This is a genomic window from Paenibacillus sp. NRS-1760, assembly GCF_050467785.1.
GTDB lineage: Bacteria > Bacillota > Bacilli > Paenibacillales > Paenibacillaceae > Pristimantibacillus.
The window spans coordinates 14,266-33,905 of the sequence record NZ_JBITPK010000018.1; the positions used below are offsets into that span (position 1 = coordinate 14,266).

Sequence of the window (19,640 nt, forward strand, 5' to 3'; positions counted from 1 at the left end):
GTTTCGGAAAAGAGGCAAAAAAATATGCTTACTCATTTCGACGAAGCAATCTAACTTTCCAAAACGTTTCGGATAAGTTATAATCGAATTATAGATCATGATGAAAGCATTTACAAGAGTCAATTTATTTTTTAATTTTTATCATAATACATTACATGTTTTCAACATTTCGGAGGTATTGTATGGTTACGATTAAAGATATAGCTAAAGCTGCTAGTGTATCTGTTACTACAGTATCGCGTGCCTTGAACGGCTATGACGACGTTAACGAGGGCACTCGGCTCAAAATTAAGACTATAGCAGACCAGCTCGGTTATAGCCCTAATATGGCTGCAAGGTCGCTCATATCGAAAAAAACAAAGACACTTGGCCTCCTTCTCTCCAATGTTACAAGAGACAGCTCCAAAGACAATATCGCATTCGAAGTCCTTTGCGGAATAAATGATCGTTCAGGCGAACTCGATTATGACCTTGTCCTATTCAGTACAACACCTCAGAAACAAAAGGTAAAATCATATAAAACATTATGCCAGGAACGAGGCGTAGACGGGGTTATCATCATGGGTATTCGATTAGACGATCCTTATTTGGAGGAAATCGTATCGTCTGATATTCCATGCGTCCTTATTGATATCACTCTTCAAGGGCCTAACGTCGGATACGTTACTTCGGATAATACAACGGGTGCTCTTGCGGCAACCAACCATCTGCTCGAATCAGGACATCGCCATATCGCCATGATAAACGGCCATGAGCAAGCAGCTGTAAGCCTGCTTAGGCTAGAGGGCTACCGTCAAGCACTGCAAAGCAGCATTGTTCCCTTTGATGAAACACTTGTGCTGAATGGTTCATTTTCCGAGCATGGTGGAAGAGAGGCCGCACGCCAAATATTGTCCAGCCGTCCTGAAGTGACTGCTATATTTTGCTCCAGCGACTTAATGGCTCTCGGGGCTTTGCAGGGCGTTAAGGATATGGGGAAAAAGGTACCTGATGATATATCGATCATCGGCTTCGACAACATTGATTTGACGGCTTATTGCACACCCGCGCTTACTACCGTTCACCAGCATAAATACGAGTTAGGCTCCCAAGCGGCGCAAATTCTTATTGAAATGCTCGAAGGTAAAGAAATCATTCACCATGTCATGCTGGGTACAGAACTTATGATTAGAGACAGCGTACGCAGTATTTAATATGTGCTTTGACTCGAGAGTAGCAAACAAAGTACATAGTCAAGCAGCAATAACCCAAGTTTACTTAACTTGGGTTACCGTTGTCTTTGAGCAGACGATATTCAGTTCTCAGCCGTTACCGCAAAATAAACCGGAAACACCCCCATTTTCATCCATTCTTTATGGGTGTGCACCTTCATGTCTCGAAATCCTGCAGCAGCCAGCTTCTCTTTCAAATCCTTTGCGGTCAAAAAATTCGCTTGCGCGCGGTTAAACTCCTTAGCCTTACTGCTTAAATGAAAAAGCTTATATATTGCAAATTTCAAACTTTTTTTATTCAATATAGCTCTTCGCGCAAATAAATAATCCAATATATATCCCGAGCCATGTACGAGAAAAAACACCCTTCCTCGCGGGGACAATACACGAAAAACCTCCTGCAGCACCTGTTCCACATGAAGATATTGCAGCGCTACTCTACAAACGACAAAATCAACTGAATGGTTCGCAAGCGGAATATGGTGCGCATCTGCTATCGTTGTAAATACTTTATTAGAAGCTTCACTTCTGTGGAGCAGTGCTTCTAGAAGACCGATCTGGTGCGCGTCCGAATCGATTCCATATATAATATCCGGCTCGTTCTGAAGTAAAGAGAATACGGTAGCCCCTCCCCCACAGCACAAGTCCAGCATTTTCCTTCGATTTTTGGCCTCTGCGATAAGAAGGTGGTCAAAGGAATCGGGGTCATAAAGCTGCCTGTAATATTCATAACATGCGTAACCAAATGATTTTTCCACAAGCTTAAGATCTTCGGATAAAATGCCGTTCATAAGGAGCATATTTACTTCTTCTGCCGATGGTTTCTGTATCTTTACCCTTCTAATCCCCATTTCTCTGCAAAATAAATAAGCGACACCATCCAATAAACGCCGGTTAGACATAATCTCCGTTTTCGTGGTCACGCTAATGTATCCCCCCGATTTGAGGATCATATTTACTTATGGACATACATTTGAAATCCGACAATAATTGTTTTATTTTTGCGTATGTATACCTTAATCCGTAGTATCTTCGAATGCCATTTGACCAAGAGGTGTTGAAAATTTGCGGTTGATCGTAGTCTAAATCATAGGGATGGATATAATAAACGAAATAATCTTTATCGCCTATAATTTTTCGTGCTCCGCTATAAAAAAAACGATAAGGATAAATTCGAAAATACCCTCCGCCGCCCCATGGAATATTAACGCCGCCTAAGCGAAAAGCAGGCAACGGCACTTCCCATAGATGATCTTTTATTTTAAAAGATTGCGCAACTTTCGAGGACAAATTAAACTTGGAATATAGGTTATTTGGTGTATTCGGACTAATACTAGAATCGTAAGCGAATCCTTCTTCTATTAAAATATCAAGTCCCCAATCTGTCATAGAAAAACAGGGGGCACGATACCCAGTCACCTTTGAACCGATCAAATGCTCTAAAATATCTTTTGACAGCCTAATATCCGCTTTAAATTCTAGTGTTGATTGATCATAAACGAGACGATGGGAATAGCCGTGTGATGCAATTTCATGACCTCTTCGATATATTTCTTTCACCAAATCAGGCCTTTTCTCAGCGATCCAGCCCAGGACAAAAAAAGTGCCCGTCGCCCCATATTCGTCCAGAAGGTCCAATATTTGATGAACGGGCTGCTCAAGCCTTAATTCGCAGTCAGCCCATTCGGAAAGAGACAGGTTCGGACTGCAAAACCAATCCTCTACATCGACAGTAAAAGCCATATTCATGACCATCCCACCCTTCTCCCCCTATTATTCATCAAACCTCACATTATGGCAACATTTGTATTTGATTGAATAATTTTGTATAGAAGGGAGTAGAGTTTCTTGTATATTCCTTACCCCGGAAAATCGGTAATAACCCCATCCACTCCGAGCTTTTTCATCCGTATCATATCTTGCTCTGACTGTATCGTCCACGCCATGACCTTCCGGTTGCGATGATGAATTTGCTCTACGATCTTCTCGTCAAGCAATTCATGATTGTAATGAATGTAATCCGCGAAAGAAACAAGTTCATCCAGCGTCTTCTCTGACAGAGGATGCTGATCCTCCTGAATAAGCGCAGCAATCGGGATGTCCGGCAGCAGGGAGTGAATTAGACGGGTGGATTGAAAGTCATAGGATTGAATAATGATACCTACGCTATTTTTGACATGTTCAACCGCTGTAAAATTTCGGCCCTCCTCTAAGCCATTAACTTGGAGCAAAAGCTCATAACGACGTACGACCTCAGCCACCTTCTCTTCCACGCTAGGATAAAGCTTTGATTCTTTAATCTCGATGAGCATGCCTAGCTTTCCAGCAAAACGGTGCATAACTTCTTCGAATGATACGATCTTCTCATCCGTATCGTCTTTTTTTTCATCATGCTTGGCATCCATACTTTCAAGCTCACTTAATGTATAATCGTCCACAGCGCCTGTATATTGCGTCGTTCTATCCACCGTATCATCGTGAATGACTACTAGTTCACCGTCTTTGCTCAGCTGTACATCAAATTCGATAAAATCAGTACCTAGACGCTCCGCTTGCTCGAAGGCGGCCATCGTATTCTCAGGAGCATCACCAGAAGCCCCGCGATGTGCAATAATTAAAAAGCCTTCAGGTGTATTCGGATTAGAAGCAGATACGATTAACGTCATGCAGCAAAGCATGAGCAATAGCAAACCAATACTGCGCCAAACCCGCGATGTTTTCCATTTGCCCATCGTCTCATCTCCTTCTGTATGAACTCTCAACCTGACTACATGCATATCCAATATTAGCTGCAGCAGGGTCTTACTTTATTAAACATGAAAAGCATGAACTGAAACGCATCCCCAAAACAGCTGCTGCCAATGAACTCACACTCCGTCTTCCTCATGGGGAATTTCAGAAAAAAAAGGATGTCCCTAAAGGTCATAGACCTTCAGAAACATCCCATCTAAGCTTGATGCAAGACGTGCAAGAGAACACTGCTTAATCAACCTTCATTTACCTATGTGCGACTGCATCTGGCCTATTGCTCGCAGCAGCATGATCATTTTGCTCAAAAAGCATACCGTCCTTAATCGTTACGATCCGGTCACATAAATCCAATACACGCTCGTCATGGGTGACCATAACAGCCGCCTTGCCCCGTTGCTTAACCTCTGAAGCCATGAGCTCCACTACCGCTCTACCCCGTTTAGAATCGAGGCTGGCTGTCGGCTCGTCGGCTAGAATAACACCGGGATCATTCATGAATGCCCTAGCAATGGCAACCCGTTGGCGTTCTCCGCCGGACAGCTTCTCCGGATAATAATCCATACGATGCAGCAGTCCTACTTTCTCAAGAAGCGCTTTAGCTTTCACAAGCGCTTCTTTGCCATCTGTACCTGCTAGCTTCGATACAAGCAGCAGTTGATCCACTACTTTTAAATAAGGAACAAGATTGGATGCTTGAAAAATAAAACCAAGATTTTTGACTCTAACCTCGCTTAATTCGCTTGAAGATAAATTCGTGACATCCTTCTCATTAATTAAAATCCGTCCGCTTGACGGTGAGAGCAGCGCCCCCGCTATGGAAAGAAAAGTACTTTTGCCCGAACCCGATGGTCCAACAACAGCGACAAACTCTCCTGCTTTTACGCTTAAAGAGACCTTTTGCAGCGCCGTAACAGCTGTTTCACCTTCGCCATACACTTTATTTACATGCTCAAGAATAAGTTTTTCCTTCATTATTCAACCCTCCCAATCGCTTCAATCGCATCAACTTTTGCAATCCGATTTAAGGACAGCAACGCACCGATAATCGAGACTAGAATAAGTAAACCGGAATATTGAGACAATATATTTACACCTAACTCAAAAGGCATGCTCACTGGCAAAATCGCACTTACGCCAAAAGTAAGTCCAATGCTTATTGCAACAGCCACAATAGCCAAAAGCAATACTTGTCCCACTAAATTTGCTGCCAGATAGGACGTCTTTGCTCCGATTGCCTTCAACACTCCAAATTGGCTAATTTTCTGCAGTGTAATGACATAGAAGAAAACAGCTTGTATGAAAGCGGCAATAACAATTAAGAAAGCGATCATCATCGTCAGGGAGCCTTGCTCCTCTTTAAAACCCGGAATGCCCTGTACCGCTTCTTTTTTTGTAATAACCTCCGTATCTGCTACACTCTTTTGCAATGATTCTTTGTTTAGATTATCTGAATGAATGACAATAGCGTTATAGGAAGCTGTTTGCTTACCGAAGGATGCTTGCATCAGCTTATTAAAATTTTGGATATCCATAAATGCAACCGGCGTATGACTGAACTTCTGATTAGTGGTAAAACCGACGACCTTCCATTCAATGCCGAGCTCTTGATCTCCTAGCGTATCGCCAATTTGCACACCTTGTTCTTTTAACGAGGAGTCAACGACCACTTCATTGCTTGCCCCCATGCTTTTCCCTTCAGTAATACTAGGCATTACCTTTCCACTTGGCTCGATACCAAACAAAGCAATATCTATCTTCTTCTTGGAATCATTCCGATATACCGAAAGCATCGTTTGCCCAAGCGGTTCGGATTGTGAGAGTCCTTCTAATTGCCTGACCTCCTCCAGCTTCTCGGTACCTAGTGCGGACCGCGTCAGCTTATGCTCGGAATCCGTCTGAAGCACGAAATAATCGGCGTCCATATTTTTTAGAATGGATGCATTATCTGATGAAAGCCCATTGGCTAATCCTGAAACCATAAAGGTTAACCATGCGACCAGAACCATTATTAATCCAATTAGAAAATATCTGCCTTTCGCATATTTCAATTCGCGCAGTGCTAGAAACATGTTCAACCATCTCCATTCCTTCTCTTGATAGCTGAAGTTTACGTTTGGAATATGAACAGAGCGTGAATGGCTCATTACAATGTGAAATTAACATCAAAATAAACAAAAAAAAGCTTGAGCCGCGATGGGCTCAAGCTTCTACTTGCCTATAATTGACGCAATGCTGGCACTTACTTGCCGCTGTATTCCGAAGTTGCTGTATCGAGCATAGACTGCCAATTGGCAAAATCCGTTTCTCTTGCAACGTGACGATCAAATAGCTCATCCGGAATGTTCTGAACATCTTCTCTTGTTTCTACTTGAAAGTTGCCCTTCTCAAGAAACGCGCTAAAGCTTGTAAAGCTGGAATGCTTGCTCATAAACGATTCTTTAAACAAATCATCAAATGAAACATGATTCGGATCTTCCTGAATCGACTTCTGTCCTTGCAATTCCTTCAACAAATCTTCGAATGACATTGGCTTTTGCTTTCTCAGACGATCACCCCTAGGTCAATTTATTATATTTCGGCTTTCTTCGTTGCTTAACTGATCAGAACCCCATCAGGACGTTCGGTTACTACAGGTATAGTTTTGCGAATCATTTTCTCAATATCCTTCAAATAAGGAATTTCATCCACTTCGCAAAAAGAGATGGCGATTCCACTTAAACCAGCTCTGCCTGTACGGCCAATGCGATGAACATACGTTTCTGAAATATTAGGAAGGTTGAAATTAATGACATGCGAAAGCTCGTCAATATCGATACCTCTCGCCGCAATATCTGTGGCAACCAGTACTCGAGTTGCACCGCTTCTAAAATTAGTTAACGCATTTTGGCGGGCATTTTGAGACTTGTTTCCATGAATAGCCTGTGCAGAAATATTCACTTTAGTCAGTCCGCGCACTACACGATCTGCACCATGCTTCGTTCGAGTAAATACAAGCGCCGAAGCGATGGATTTATCCTGCAGCAGGTCATTCAATAAATCTTGTTTATTACCTTTATCTACAAAATAGACAGATTGCTCTATTCGATCCACTGTTGAGGAAGCTGGAGTTATTTCCACTTTCGCCGGATTAACAAGCAGCGTTTTGACAAGCTTCGAAATTTCTGGAGGCATCGTAGCCGAGAAAAAGAGTGTTTGCTTTTTTCTTGGCATTTTGGCGATGATTCTCTTCACATCGTGGATAAAGCCCATATCGAGCATTCGATCTGCTTCATCAAGCACTAATATTTGTACATATTGCAAATCAACAAACTTTTGATTAATAAGATCGATAAGTCTGCCTGGAGTGGCAATAATAACATCAGCGCCTTGTCGAAGTGCACGCTCCTGAACCTTCTGTGAAACGCCGCCCACGATAGCTACACTGCGCAAGTCGGTAAATTGTCCGTATGCACGCATGTTTTCTTCTATCTGGAGGGCAAGCTCTCTTGTAGGAGTCAAAATCAATGAGCGAATACGTCGCTGTGCCCCCGGTTTAGTAGGTTGGCCGCTTAATAACTGAATGATGGGTAATGCGAATGCAGCCGTTTTCCCTGTCCCTGTCTGAGCGCAGCCAAACAAATCTTTGCCCGCTAGTACTACGGGAATAGCCTGCTCCTGAATAGGCGTAGGCTTCGTGTAGTTTTCCTTGGTTAGCGCCTTCAGAATTGCAGGGCTAAAATTTAGATCATTAAAAGTCATCTTTTCTCCTTCATTTGAAGCCTTATATTCTCAATCATGCTGCTTTTATAATCGCATAGCATTTCCAAAAACCGTTCCTTTAAGACATAACAAGTAAGTATAGCATAATAAAACGATATAATCGACATAAACCTCTATCCTTGAGACAGTAGCCTAGGCCCATTTTTCAACCTTTAATTAAAAGTCATCCAAACGGTGTTTCCCAAAGGCTCAAAGCCTTGCTTATACCAAAAGTTCCTTGTTTTATCCAACGTATATACATACATCTTTTTATTCGGATATTTTGCTTTAACCCATTGAATAAAGGCAGCAGCGTAACCCTTGCCTTCAAATTCCTTTAAAACATCAAGTGCTTCTATAAATACAAAGTTCTTTTTGTTTTTAATCTCAATATAAAAGTCCCGCTCCAAATACTTCTCATCATCGTTAAAATAATCTTGTTCTGCTTTCTGAATCAGCTGCTTGGCGTTATCGTACTCCCAAACGACTCCGTATCCAACCATCTCGTCCTCAGCCTCGATGACGTATATGTTTTCCGGAAGCTCTGATTTATCCTTTTGGCTAAGCTCCCCTGCGTGATAGGCAGTGTGTATATCGCTTAACAGGTTTTGCATTTCTTGATCAAATGGTTTTGCAATTATAGTAGGCATTTTCAATCTCCTTTATGCTACTCAAAGCATATAACGTTTCCAAACAAAAAGAAGCAGGGTATCATCTTGTACCCTGCTTCTCCTATTGATTGATTTTTTATCGTTTATTAGTCTTAGACATCTTACCATAAATGATCGAAGCCAACTAGTCGTTCTCTTTTCCAATTGTCATCTAAGCTGATTTGCCGAGCCCACTATCGATCATTCCATTAACGATTCTTTTTCCTGAAATTTTGCAGCGTATGGACAAGCTTATCTCGCGCATCCTTGTTTTTCATTAAATAAGTGACGCCAGCTCCAATTGCAGTTATCAATAGTTTTTTCTTGCTCATGGGTACTACCTCCCTGAATTCGTCTTTGTATGAATGTACCCTGTTTATTGCGTTTTTAAGCACATTATGTTTCGCATTTTCCATTTCAACTTCATTTATCGACTTGCTATATTTTTTGAAGATTAAACCATCATGATAAGGTTTTGTTTATTAAAGACCCGTTGCTTCTAAGAAAAATACGTCAAACCTTTTCATTTGCATGAATGTTGTAAGATTGAAATGTAACTCCAAAAATCGAAGGAAATTGAAAGGGGATAACGTATGAAGCATACAAATCCATTACAAGCATTTCTTGAGGAAAGTGATGAAAGTACCATTGCAGCGATTGCAAGCTACATTACAAATCATATTAATGAGAGCTGGGAATCCATCCTTCTAAACCATCAAGATATACTGCAAAAAGCTTATAGCGAGGCAGGAGATGCTGCTTATGGAACATTTCTCAATCTGATGTTCCTCCCTGTTCATAGGCAATTTAAAGAGTCCGGTTTCCATCTCGAACCCAAACTTCCAGGCCATTTCGACCTGTCGCGGGAATGGGGAAATGCGGAGGAAACCGACCAGCAGCGTTGGATGTGGAGCACGGTTTATTCCTCCAATGACGAGGCAATAGGAACCATCGTCACCATCACATTTCACGATCATACGATGTTCCGTATTCCTCGCCAACCTCAAATCATCGCATTAAGCGCTACATCGAAAGCTGATGTAATAGCTGCACTTTCTCTCCTGTCTCCAGACTTCGAGCAAGCACTCGAGTTTACCGTTGAATACGAAAATTACCTGCGGAGCCAGCAAGGCTAGAACGGAAATAAAGCACGCTGCATCTATTGTTCACGATTTCCCTCGATTAGTGATAAAAATCATTAGTATGTATAAGAAGTAAACATAACCATTTGAAAAATAGACGATATAATAGAGATACAGCATAAAACCTCCCTTTGACGGGAGGCAAGTTATCTTGATTACAGTGTCATAGCTTGACCGTGCCTTGCTAGAAACTCTTCCTTCTCTTTGTAATCCGGCATAATGCTGCCCACTCGTCTCCAGAAGGAACGATCATGATTCATATGCGTCAGATGGCAAAGCTCATGGATGACGACATAATCGATCACCTCAAGCGGAGCCATCGCCAATCGGTAATTAAAGGTTAATTTTTTACTTGAGCTGCAGCTTCCCCACTTCGTTCTTGACTCTTCGATTTCGAAGCTTTTATGTTTTACTTTCAGCTGCTCTTGATATCGTTTGATTCGTTCTCCAATGATTTTCTTACAGCTTGCAAAATAAAACTTTTTAAGATTGATTTTTAACTCCTCTTCACTCAGATCAGCTGTGTCGATCAATTCATGAAGAAAGTACTCTTTTCCAAGGTGAAGGAATTTTCCTTGCTCTTGATATTCTTTTGTCTTCGGGGTATCTCGAACCTTCGCGATCTGCTGCAATCTCTGAGTGAGCTGTTTACCATGCTGCTCCACGGCCCGCATGACATTCTCTTCCGTTGTTCCATTGGGAGCCTTCACGGTTATGAATCCCAATGAGTCCATTTGGATATATATCTTTTTTCTATTGGCATATTCAACATTAAACTCAATGATATGATTTTCAAATTCGATTTTCATAGCGACCATCATTTCTATTAGGTTATTTCTGAATCCCTTTCATTTTATCACAACTACAACAATGACCGTTCAAAATGCTTTTTTCTCGCATGCTATGGGTTTAACTCGATGTTGTTTTTAAAGATCGAGTTAAACCTCTATTTCCTGTGCGAAATATCCCTTTTTTATTATATTTTTGTAAAATATTCCCCTTTTATCATCGTAATTTACCCCTTCCTTTCATGAAATCAACGTCTCATGCTAGGAATAGTTATACAAATTAAATGCAAGCTTTGCAGGAGGTGATACCAAATTATCCCCTTTTAATTCCGTGACAGTTGGTGATTGTGACTGCCAAATTCGGTCTCGGAAAAGCAAGAACCCGCTCAAAATACTCCGTAACACATTGAGAAAACAACCACACCCAGACTTGCACATGAATGCTAATGCTGCAATGTTCGACTATGAAAATTAGAGGTGATATGGTGAATATTTTTGCAAGAAATAAAGGAATGAAGTTTGTCATTATGTTTATGTGTCTCGCACTTCTCGTTTCTCCTTTCCTTGACACAACAACAGCTTATGGGAATGAAGCAGCGTTGCCCGCAGTGAATGAAGCTGCTCGAGCCGTAACGGATGCAGTCTATGAGGCAGCCCCTCCCGTCCCTCAAAACCTAACTGTTGTAACCGATTCCATCACTGCGACGAGTGCACAGCTTAAATGGGATGTTCATCCAGAGCAAGCTGACGTTGATGTATGGTACTACGTAGCTCCAGATCCTGCTAATCCAACAAAAGAAGATATAAACAACTATTTAGCTACAGGGAAAGGCGGCAGTGTGGAGCTGCAAAATTTGCAGCCTAATACGACGTACAAGCTTTATACCACTTGGTACAAGAGACCTTACACGCGGGTGTTGCGAAGCAACTACGTTGAATTTACGACACTTGCCGGCGAGCCTTCCAATGAGCCGACTGGCAATCCAGGGCCTAGCAACCTAAGTATTGTGAATGTTACACATAATACGGTAACCGTTACCTTTGATCCTGCGCATAAGCTGGATGATTACTGGGTTTGGAATCCGGACAATCCTCCTCTTAACAAAGATCCTTATTCCGGCTTCACACAAGTAGGAGGCAATACGATTGGCGGATTAAAGGAAGAAACCAAATACACCTTCTTCTTAGGTCCGAACGGTACTCAATATGCTAATCTAACGGATAAACAGAAGAGCAATTCGATTACTTTCACTACGCCAAAGGATACAAGTGAATATAAAGAACCGCCATTAACGCCTCCTCAATATTTAAAGGTAAGCGATATTACATCATCCAATATTACGTTCAAATGGTCAGGCAGTCCTGATGCCAACGGCTATGACTTCTATGTTAACGGTGGTTGGAAAGGCGGAATATGGAATGGCTCCGACACATTCATCTATACGTTCCCAGAAGGAGGACTTACAGCAGGCAGCATCTACAAATTTATGGTTGGCGCGCAAAATGGCGCTTCCGGCAAAGATCCGGTTAACGGTCCGCCTTTAGAAATCAAATGGGGCGAGCTTGCGGTACCGCTCGATCTTCAAGTCATTACAGCCAACCGCACAACCGCTTCTCTAGGCTGGGCACCGACCCCTGGCGCAACGAGCTACGACATCTATGAAGCAGGCAAGCTTATCGGCTCCAGCGATTCCAATCGGTATGTTGCTGAGGGTTTAACAGAAGGCAAATCCTACAGTTTTACAGTTGCAGCCAAAAATGCGCTATGGAAATCAGCTGCCAGCAGCGCAGCAACGACGATTCCAGGTGCGGACTACACTAATTTCACCTATTACGGCAGCTGGTTTTCCTATGACAATAATCGTCAATACTTTCCAGAAGACATCGATGTTTCACAGCTTACACATCTCAATTACGCCTTCTCCGATATATGCTGGCGTAAAGTTGGTTCAAACGGTGTAGCTTGCCAAAATAAAGACATTCCGCTGCAAGCGAATTATGTTTTCGACGGAGAGCTTGTGCTTGGAGACCAGAAGGTCGATATTGAGCAGCTTGCTGTTTTTAACAAAATTAAAAATAATAACCCTGAGCTGAAGCTGATGGCTTCCGTAGGCGGCTGGACGTTCTCCAATCATTTCTCCGACATGGCTGCATCTGAAGTCACACGTCGTACGTTTGCGAATTCCGTCGTTAAATATTTGCGTACGTATAAGATGGATGGACTCGATATCGACTGGGAATATCCGGTTGAGGGCGGAGAATCGGATAATATCAATCGTCCAGAGGATAAACAAAACTTCACTCTTCTCATGCAAACCGTTCGTGCAGCGCTTGATGCAGCCGGCTCCATCGATGGCAAATATTATTTGCTCACCATCGCATCCGGTCAAGGAGATGATTTCGTAGTCAATGCTGACTTCGCAAATTCTGTTCAATACCTAGATATGATCAACATTATGAGCTATGACTATAGCGGAAGCTGGGAACTGCGAGCTTTCCATAATTCGCCTCTCTATCAAGACCCTAATAATGTAAGAGCCTCTGCGAAGCGCAACAATGTTAGAGGCGCCCTGCTTGGTCATTTGAACGGAGGCGTTCCGGCTTTTAAACTAAACATGGGCGTTCCTTATTATGGAATAGGCTGGAAGGGTTGTTCCGCAAACGGTGAATATCAAAACTGCACATCCATTCCTTATGGATCATGGGAGAGCGGTAAGTTCGATTTTGCCGAGGTTGAGAACAATATGATAGACCAAAACGGATATACCCGTTACTGGAACGAGCATTCAAAGGTCGCTTATGTTTACAATAGTGAAACCGGAATGTTTATTACTTATAATGACCAAACGACAATGATGTATAGCACTTCGCTTGTCAAAACCTTGGATTTGGCTGGCGTTATGACTTGGGACATTAGCGGTGACCGCAACAAAACACTTACAACGCAGTTGATCAGTGATCTTCCAATTGACGGCAAGGTGAATGAAAACGCACTAGCTGCTCCTCAAAATGTAACAAAGCTCAGCGCGGACAAACAATCTTTTGAAATTAAATGGGATGCTGTCCAAGGGGCTGCTGGCTATGAAGTATTCGTGAACGCCATATTTACAGGCTATACAGTGAATACACAGTTTAAAGCAGACAAGCTGAACCTTGGCTCAGACTACACCGTTACCGTGCTCAGTATCAGAAAAGACGGCAATAACATTACAGAGGTTTCTCCTGCAAGCAGTGCACTGGTTGTAAGTACAGCAGGCGTAATATCTCCAGCTCATCTCACGGTTACGAGTTCAACCTATGACGCGATTAGCGTTCAATGGACAGCTTCTCCGAAAGCAGCTGGGTATGACGTTTATCTGGGTGATAAATTGGTGGAATCTACAACTGCTACAAACTACACGTTTACGCAACTGACGCACAGTACGACCTATTTCATTGGTGTAGTAGCCATTACTAAAAATGAGGATGAGATAATCGAAAAGTCCGAAATGACAAAACTAGAGGCAAAAACATTAGATTACACGGCTCCGCCAGAGTCGTCATCTGGGAACCCGCAAGCGGTCAAAGATAAAAATGAGCTTGATTCCAACGTTACGAAATCCGGCGGCAAGTGGACCGTTACGATTTTGAAAGATGCGGCTATTCAAACGATTGGAGCGGCTAGCTCCGCCGAGCTAAAAGTGACTGTCGGCAACGATGCAGCCCAAGTGGATGTCATCCTTCCTAAGGAAGTTATTGCAGCACTTGCCAGCAAAAACGATAAGGCGAATTTGTCCATCATCTGGAACGGAGTTACCTATGTCATTCCAGCCCATGCGATTCACCTGAAATCAGATATCAAAATTTCGATTACTCCACCGACTGCGAGCGAAGCAGCTGCAATAGAACAATTGGCAAAAAAGAATGGCTATACGCTAAAAGTTTCGTCGCTTGACTTTAAGATTTACAAGCTGACAGCTGACAACAAATATGAGGAAGTCACTGATTTTGGCAAGTCTGTTTTCACCAGTATTTATCAATTGAATGCTAAAGATATAGATACAAACCGTGCAAACGGTGTTGTTTACTTGCCTGGCACAAATGAATTCCGTCCACTCCATACGGTGTTCAAAAAAGACGATAAAGGCGGATTTACCGCTCATCTGGTCAGCAACGGCAACAGCATCTATACCATTGTCGAATCCAGCTTCGTCTTCAAAGACGTGACGGCTGAATGGAACAAAAACTATATCGAGCGTGCAGCAGCAAAATTAATCGTTTTTGGACAATCGAATGAACAATTCGGAGGAAACACGATCATCACTAGGGCTGAATTTATTTCCATGATCAGCAGAGGCCTCGGCATCGTGCCAAAAGTAGAAGGCGCTCCATTTGATGATGTAGCGGCAGATTCCAAATATGCTGGAGATATTGCATTAGCTAAGGAATTAGGCATCATTACTGGCAAGAGCGAGCAGCTATTTGATCCGAACGGTACGATTACTCGTCAGGACATGGCAGTCATTTTGGCAAAAGTGATGAAGCTGATTGATCGTACGGCAGACGGTGACGCAGCGTTGCTTGAGTCTTTCCGTGATCAAGCTTCTATATCTTCCTATGCTAAAGCTTCTGTTGCACTGTTAGTTAAAGAGCAAATATTGCAAGGCGTATCCGAGACGAAATTTGATCCTCAGGCGAAAGTGACGAAAGCACAGGCAGTCGTAGCAGTGATGAGATTGCTTGATAATTTGGGATTAGCGAGCAAATAACCTTTTTAAAAAATGCAAAAGAGGGACGGAGCAGTTTGAACTGCTCCGTCCCCCTTCCATTACTGTACTGTCTGCAATTTCTCGTATAAATTAAATTCCCCCATCTCATTGGAGGATAAACCTTTATGTTCATACCCGCAGCTTAGGTAGAATGCATTGAGCTTCGGATTATTCGCAATACAGTCCAGCCGAATACGATCTTTTCCCTCAAAATGAATACCTGAACCAGCCCAATCCACAATAGCCTCACCTAAGTTTTTGCCTGCAACCTCACGGTTAATGTTAAGTCGATGCAGATAGATGGACTGTTCATGCCCCTCTTCACCCCATAACTCGCGATCCCAAGCGCTTGCTTGCTGCATAAGCATGACCATTCCTGTCAATCGGTTGCCTTGCCTAAATAGGTATACTTCACCGCGTTTAATTGCCTCAGGCGTTTGATGAGAATCCTCACCCTTCAGCAAGCCGCTCCACTGCGTAGAACCTTTGCTCTTTAGCCATTCCGCTGTTTGGATGAGAAGCTGCAATACTGCTTCCGTATCCTCTGGTTTTGCTTGATATACTTTAATATCCGGTTGAATGACGCCAATATGATCCGTGCGTGTAAATATAGACATGTTGATTAACCTCCATATAATAGGTCCTTCTATTATAACCCTTCTCGTCTTATTTCAGCTATGTCATCCGGCTTTCTTCAGCTTCTTTTCCATTGACAGATACCTTCTTCCAATCTAACCTTTTGCTAGCCTAGTCAGCGCCTTCTCATTTAGTACATCACATGCAGAAAAACTTCCTTTATATTTAAACATTTCACAGATATTTTATTAAAATTTTATAAAAATCAAACATTGGAAGCACTACATAAGTAAGAATTGCGGCATTAAGCACATGCGTTCCTAAAATTAATAGATTAAGGTGAGAGAATAAATGAAGTGAACCAGAAGAAAAAATCATGCGCTTATAGAGCTGCTTCGGTGACTGGTCGAGGTTGAATTGGAACTTTAAGGACGTATGTGTTCTTACAGCGAGAGAAACGGCCCGGTTTGTTGGCTGTAAGAACATATATGCGCTTATAGAGCTGCTTCAGCGTCTGGTTGAGGTTGAATTGAATCTGTAAGAACATATGTGTTCTTACAGCGAGAGAAACGGCCGGGTTTGTTGGCTGTAAGAACATATATGCGCTTATAGAGCTACTTCAGCGCCTGATCGAGTTAAATTGGATCTATAAGAACTTATTTGTTCTTAAAGTGAGCTATTTACGATCGACACTATACAAAAGGTGAATGATGCGTCATGTGATCGATCACGAAATACACCATATGGGACAGCTCTCCGTCTGGATAAGAGAGCTTGGGCTAAAGCCAGTGTCAGCAAATGTGTTTGGGAAATATTTATCATAAAATAGGGTTAGGGCCCATATCTAAGATACTGAGCATGATGCAGTTCAACTATCGGAGGTTTTAGAAAAAGCCAGAGAGTATATAGAGGACGAAGAAAAATAAATAAAAACAAAGCTGTTTTTTAATAGATTGTTGCTTTTAGAATTAAATTTCTAAAAATCATCTATTATGATAAGATACCTCTATAATTTTTTATAGGTGTTGGATTTAACTTTAATTTGGGGTGTTGGAAATAGATAACGGTGCTTTTGTTGCAATTTTTTCGAGTTTTATGGCAAACACTCCATAGCTTCATGCTCATCTACAACTATGTGAAAGGATGCTTGCCTTTTGTTTGAGAGCTTCGTCAGATTCCCCCTTTCATTTCTTACTGCTGTACTATCGTTTGACCGATGAATCTAGTATCATCGCCCCATTCTCCCCCTGCTGTACTCACCAGGAGTTATTCCTACTATTTTCTTGAATGCCTTAGAAAAATGATGAATATCTGAAAACCCACAATAACTTGCGATCTGCTCTTGTGTCAGCTTGGATGCAAGCAGCAGCTCACAAGCATGATCTATGCGTGTTTTTAACAAATATTGATGCGGTGTTACACCGTACTGCATTTTAAATACATCGTTAAATCTTGAAGTAGATAGATTAGCTCTTCGCGCCATATCAACTACCGATAAAGGTTCGCTCAAGTTAAACGAAAAATAAGAAGTAATCCAATTTAATGCCTGCGGTGACATTTGCTTGACATGATTGGCAGGCATGTAATCCTCTAGTATGAATGTAACCAATTCCATCATTCGGGTTTGTGCCTTCAATTGCATAATGGAGTCCTTATACTGCCAGAATTCCACCACTTGCAAAAATGTATCACGAAATTTAGATGGATGACTTAGCTTCAGCTTCACCGGAATATGAGTTTGGAACTGCTCGTCCAATCTCGGCTGCATAAGATGCTGATAGGGGGTCAAATCCAATTGGCCCGCTCGTGTTGGGAAGCTTTGGTCGCTAGTCGTACTATAAAATATATCAAAGTGTGCAAACGGCGTTACCGTATTCGTTGTCCCTTCCAAACGATTCACACTATTTGGCTGAATGAAACAAAACTCACCTTTTTCGAATGGATAGGCCACCCCATCAACTGTGAACAAGCATTCCCCTTCCTGTACATAGACAAGCAAGTAATCAAGCAAACGGCGTTCCGGCAGTACCCACGGTTTTCGCAGCGCAAAATCGCACTCTCGTATATAGGGCACGATCCGGTGGTTCATCGTTGCATCCATGCCAGGTTTCATGAACATCCTCATCCTCTACTCGTAATTACTCACAGAATATCATATCTATCCCACAATTACAGTTGTTTTTGACAAAATTATTTGAAGCTTTGACAAAGCCAGATCATAGAAGAATCCCTTACACTGTATGTATTGCGAAGCTGAAACAAACACATACAATTAGGAGGAAATATGATGAATGAAAACAATAGGTTAAGCACGCTGCCCCTGCTTGAAGAAAGCTATTCTCTCACGCAAGAACAAATCGCTTCTTATCAAAAGGATGGCCATCTCTTTTTAAAAAATGTCGCATCCGCAGAAATGATAAAAACGTATGAACCAATCATTAGTGACTTGGTATTTAAACACAATTACCATGATAAGCCGGTCTCTGAACGGGATACTTACGGCAAAGCTTTTATACAAGTAGGCAACCTTTGGGAGATGAGTGAGGCTGCAGCTGCATTCACACTTGCAAAACGTTTTGCAAAAATAGCTGCAGAATTGATGGGTGTTGAGGGTGTCCGGATTTATCATGATCAAGCATTATTCAAAGAACCTGGCGGCGGTCATACTCCATGGCATCAAGACCAAATTTATTGGCCTTTCGATACCAATAATACCATTACGCTGTGGATGCCGCTGGTCCCTATTCCTGAAGAAGTGGGTACAATGAACTTTGCTTCCGGCACCAATCATTTGGGTTATGTCAGCAGGCAAGAAATTTCGGATGAATCACATAAAACCCTTGGTCAATTCATCGAAGGACGCAGCATTCCTCAAGTAAATTACGGTGCTATGGCGGCTGGAGACGCTACCTTCCATGCAGGCTGGACCATCCACTCTGCTCCGGGTAATCCAACTGACCATATGCGCAAGGTGATGACCATTATCTACTATGCAGACGGTACACTCGTTGGTGAGCCAGACAGCAAGGCAAGACGCTCTGATCTTGAAAATTGGCTGCCAGGCTGCAAGCCGGGCGGAATCGCAGCGAGTATTAAAAATCCGTTGGTTTATAAGAGGGAAAACGAATAATAAATAGTTTTAATAAAACAAAAAGAAGAGGGGCTGCGTGCACCCCTCTTCTTGACTTGTTCAAATATACCTTGAATTGTTGTAACTCTTTAAGCTTCTTCTAATTATTATACAGCTCACTCTTAGTCTTATTTGTTTTCACACTAGCTTTCTTAAGAGCCGATTTCACAAGAGATTTCAAATAGCTATTCGATTCCCCTTACATTCTATCAATTCCAGTCCGTATATAAGGAATCGCTAATTTGATAAATTCTTCCGGCGGTGTCTTGTGACTATTTCTTCTCCATTCTACAGAAACCCCATAAATTCCCCAGCTTAATAGGACAGCTGTAAGTTTTAGAGCTTCATCCTTCTCCGCTTTATGCTGCTTTAACAACATTTTATAAAAAATAATTTCGAGCTGTTCCCTAATAATACGGGCAATGGTATCTTCGTAACCTCTATGGCAACGACTGGATAATGACTTTTGAAAATTTGTTACAGCTTCAAAGATGCTAATAAATACTTCTTCATTTAGTTCGTCATTTTGATAAAAGTCATAATTCAAATTGACTAACAATACTTCTGACAGTACTTTTTCCAATAAGTTGTGTATATCTTCAAAATGATAATAAAAAGTTGCACGATTAATCATCGCTTCTGTAGTTATATCTTTTATCGTAATATCTTTAAATTCCTTTTTCCCTGAAAGTTCAATGAAAGAATCCATAATTAATTTGCGGGTACGTAGAACTCGGGGGTCCGACTTTGATTCGGTCATTTTGTTAACCTCCTACTTTTTAAACAACTTCTTAAATGTGTTGTATAAACGACACATCCGCAGAACTATTGGTGTTGATGATTTTTATTATGATTTAAAATTTAATTGCAAGCAAATAAATATGTATTTCGCTAGCGAGGTATAAG

At 41.8% G+C, this 19,640-nt stretch carries 16 protein-coding genes and 2 pseudogenes; 5 read left to right on the forward strand and 13 right to left on the reverse strand.

Annotation, left to right across the window (positions count from 1 at the left end; translation table 11 throughout):
* Positions 1 to 182 precede the first annotated feature (182 nt).
* Entirely contained in the window at positions 183 to 1,193 is a 1,011-nt protein-coding gene (locus tag ACIFSR_RS25605) for a LacI family DNA-binding transcriptional regulator (RefSeq protein WP_430060959.1), read from the forward strand.
* Between the two features lie 101 nt (positions 1,194 to 1,294).
* Here ACIFSR_RS25605 and ACIFSR_RS25610 read toward each other — a convergent pair whose 3' ends face one another.
* From ACIFSR_RS25610 to ACIFSR_RS25650, 9 genes and pseudogenes are all read right to left on the reverse strand, one after another.
* Complete coding sequence (locus tag ACIFSR_RS25610; protein ID WP_430060961.1) at positions 1,295 to 2,134, reverse strand: class I SAM-dependent methyltransferase; 840 nt, start codon at positions 2,132 to 2,134, stop codon at positions 1,295 to 1,297.
* 1 nt (position 2,135) lies between these two features.
* Entirely contained in the window at positions 2,136 to 2,960 is an 825-nt protein-coding gene (locus ACIFSR_RS25615; RefSeq protein WP_430060963.1) for a polysaccharide deacetylase family protein, read from the reverse strand.
* A gap of 110 nt (positions 2,961 to 3,070) precedes the next feature.
* Positions 3,071 to 3,943 carry a glycerophosphodiester phosphodiesterase gene (locus tag ACIFSR_RS25620; protein ID WP_430060966.1) on the reverse strand — a complete coding sequence of 291 codons (873 nt, stop codon included), beginning with the start codon at positions 3,941 to 3,943 and terminating at the stop codon, positions 3,071 to 3,073.
* Between the two features lie 265 nt (positions 3,944 to 4,208).
* Positions 4,209 to 4,934, reverse strand: a complete 726-nt coding sequence (locus ACIFSR_RS25625; RefSeq protein WP_430060968.1) for an ABC transporter ATP-binding protein — start codon at positions 4,932 to 4,934, stop codon at positions 4,209 to 4,211.
* Positions 4,934 to 6,031 carry an ABC transporter permease gene (locus ACIFSR_RS25630; RefSeq protein WP_430060970.1) on the reverse strand — a complete coding sequence of 366 codons (1,098 nt, stop codon included), beginning with the start codon at positions 6,029 to 6,031 and terminating at the stop codon, positions 4,934 to 4,936. Before ACIFSR_RS25630 ends, ACIFSR_RS25625 begins: the two co-directional genes overlap by 1 nt.
* Before the next feature lie 170 nt (positions 6,032 to 6,201).
* Positions 6,202 to 6,489: a hypothetical protein gene (locus ACIFSR_RS25635; RefSeq protein ID WP_076271489.1), complete on the reverse strand. Its 288-nt coding sequence runs from the start codon at positions 6,487 to 6,489 to the stop codon at positions 6,202 to 6,204.
* A gap of 86 nt (positions 6,490 to 6,575) precedes the next feature.
* Positions 6,576 to 7,700 (reverse strand): annotated as a pseudogene (locus ACIFSR_RS25640) (DEAD/DEAH box helicase); the annotation flags it as partial.
* Between the two features lie 173 nt (positions 7,701 to 7,873).
* Positions 7,874 to 8,350, reverse strand: coding sequence for a GNAT family N-acetyltransferase (locus ACIFSR_RS25645; RefSeq protein WP_339207042.1), 477 nt, complete (start codon positions 8,348 to 8,350; stop codon positions 7,874 to 7,876).
* A 209-nt stretch (positions 8,351 to 8,559) separates the two neighbouring features.
* On the reverse strand, positions 8,560 to 8,682 hold the full coding sequence (locus tag ACIFSR_RS25650) for a hypothetical protein (protein ID WP_256711082.1): 123 nt from the start codon (positions 8,680 to 8,682) through the stop codon (positions 8,560 to 8,562).
* 261 nt (positions 8,683 to 8,943) lie between these two features.
* On the opposite strand from ACIFSR_RS25650, the gene ACIFSR_RS25655 reads away from it, so the two are divergent.
* On the forward strand, positions 8,944 to 9,486 hold the full coding sequence (locus ACIFSR_RS25655; protein ID WP_430060973.1) for a DUF6022 family protein: 543 nt from the start codon (positions 8,944 to 8,946) through the stop codon (positions 9,484 to 9,486).
* A 161-nt stretch (positions 9,487 to 9,647) separates the two neighbouring features.
* Here the strand turns inward: ACIFSR_RS25655 and ACIFSR_RS25660 are convergent, their stop codons facing one another.
* The gene (locus ACIFSR_RS25660; RefSeq protein WP_430060975.1) at positions 9,648 to 10,301 is read right to left on the reverse strand and encodes a M48 family metallopeptidase; all 654 of its coding nucleotides are present in this window, start codon (positions 10,299 to 10,301) and stop codon (positions 9,648 to 9,650) included.
* A 461-nt stretch (positions 10,302 to 10,762) separates the two neighbouring features.
* Here ACIFSR_RS25660 and ACIFSR_RS25665 point away from each other — a divergent pair, with 461 nt between their 5' ends.
* Complete coding sequence (locus ACIFSR_RS25665; protein WP_430060977.1) at positions 10,763 to 15,028, forward strand: glycosyl hydrolase family 18 protein; 4,266 nt, start codon at positions 10,763 to 10,765, stop codon at positions 15,026 to 15,028.
* Positions 15,029 to 15,087: 59 nt separating this feature from the next.
* Here ACIFSR_RS25665 and ACIFSR_RS25670 read toward each other — a convergent pair whose 3' ends face one another.
* On the reverse strand, positions 15,088 to 15,645 hold the full coding sequence (locus tag ACIFSR_RS25670) for a GNAT family N-acetyltransferase (RefSeq protein WP_430060979.1): 558 nt from the start codon (positions 15,643 to 15,645) through the stop codon (positions 15,088 to 15,090).
* Positions 15,646 to 16,311: 666 nt separating this feature from the next.
* Here ACIFSR_RS25670 and ACIFSR_RS25675 point away from each other — a divergent pair.
* Positions 16,312 to 16,428 (forward strand): annotated as a pseudogene (locus ACIFSR_RS25675) (DinB family protein); the annotation flags it as partial.
* 404 nt (positions 16,429 to 16,832) lie between these two features.
* On the opposite strand, the gene ACIFSR_RS25680 reads toward ACIFSR_RS25675, so the two are convergent.
* Complete coding sequence (locus tag ACIFSR_RS25680; RefSeq protein ID WP_339207033.1) at positions 16,833 to 17,717, reverse strand: AraC family transcriptional regulator; 885 nt, start codon at positions 17,715 to 17,717, stop codon at positions 16,833 to 16,835.
* Between the two features lie 174 nt (positions 17,718 to 17,891).
* Here ACIFSR_RS25680 and ACIFSR_RS25685 point away from each other — a divergent pair, with 174 nt between their 5' ends.
* Entirely contained in the window at positions 17,892 to 18,734 is an 843-nt protein-coding gene (locus tag ACIFSR_RS25685; protein ID WP_430060981.1) for a phytanoyl-CoA dioxygenase family protein, read from the forward strand.
* 199 nt (positions 18,735 to 18,933) lie between these two features.
* Here ACIFSR_RS25685 and ACIFSR_RS25690 read toward each other — a convergent pair whose 3' ends face one another.
* A complete protein-coding gene (locus ACIFSR_RS25690; protein ID WP_339207030.1) occupies positions 18,934 to 19,494 on the reverse strand; it encodes a TetR/AcrR family transcriptional regulator in 561 nt (186 codons plus the stop codon).
* Positions 19,495 to 19,640: the final 146 nt, after the last annotated feature.

Coding starts and splice junctions, on each gene's coding strand:
- ACIFSR_RS25620 (WP_430060966.1), bottom strand. CDS start 3,943: ATGGGCAAATGGAAAACATCGCGGGTTTGGCGCAGTATTGGTTTGCTA.
- ACIFSR_RS25680 (WP_339207033.1), bottom strand. CDS start 17,717: ATGAAACCTGGCATGGATGCAACGATGAACCACCGGATCGTGCCCTAT.
- ACIFSR_RS25615 (WP_430060963.1), bottom strand. CDS start 2,960: ATGAATATGGCTTTTACTGTCGATGTAGAGGATTGGTTTTGCAGTCCG.
- ACIFSR_RS25635 (WP_076271489.1), bottom strand. CDS start 6,489: ATGTCATTCGAAGATTTGTTGAAGGAATTGCAAGGACAGAAGTCGATT.
- ACIFSR_RS25645 (WP_339207042.1), bottom strand. CDS start 8,350: ATGCCTACTATAATTGCAAAACCATTTGATCAAGAAATGCAAAACCTG.
- ACIFSR_RS25660 (WP_430060975.1), bottom strand. CDS start 10,301: ATGAAAATCGAATTTGAAAATCATATCATTGAGTTTAATGTTGAATAT.
- ACIFSR_RS25690 (WP_339207030.1), bottom strand. CDS start 19,494: ATGACCGAATCAAAGTCGGACCCCCGAGTTCTACGTACCCGCAAATTA.
- ACIFSR_RS25665 (WP_430060977.1), top strand. CDS start 10,763: ATGGTGAATATTTTTGCAAGAAATAAAGGAATGAAGTTTGTCATTATG.
- ACIFSR_RS25670 (WP_430060979.1), bottom strand. CDS start 15,645: ATGTCTATATTTACACGCACGGATCATATTGGCGTCATTCAACCGGAT.
- ACIFSR_RS25685 (WP_430060981.1), top strand. CDS start 17,892: ATGAATGAAAACAATAGGTTAAGCACGCTGCCCCTGCTTGAAGAAAGC.
- ACIFSR_RS25625 (WP_430060968.1), bottom strand. CDS start 4,934: ATGAAGGAAAAACTTATTCTTGAGCATGTAAATAAAGTGTATGGCGAA.
- ACIFSR_RS25605 (WP_430060959.1), top strand. CDS start 183: ATGGTTACGATTAAAGATATAGCTAAAGCTGCTAGTGTATCTGTTACT.
- ACIFSR_RS25655 (WP_430060973.1), top strand. CDS start 8,944: ATGAAGCATACAAATCCATTACAAGCATTTCTTGAGGAAAGTGATGAA.
- ACIFSR_RS25650 (WP_256711082.1), bottom strand. CDS start 8,682: ATGAGCAAGAAAAAACTATTGATAACTGCAATTGGAGCTGGCGTCACT.
- ACIFSR_RS25630 (WP_430060970.1), bottom strand. CDS start 6,031: ATGTTTCTAGCACTGCGCGAATTGAAATATGCGAAAGGCAGATATTTT.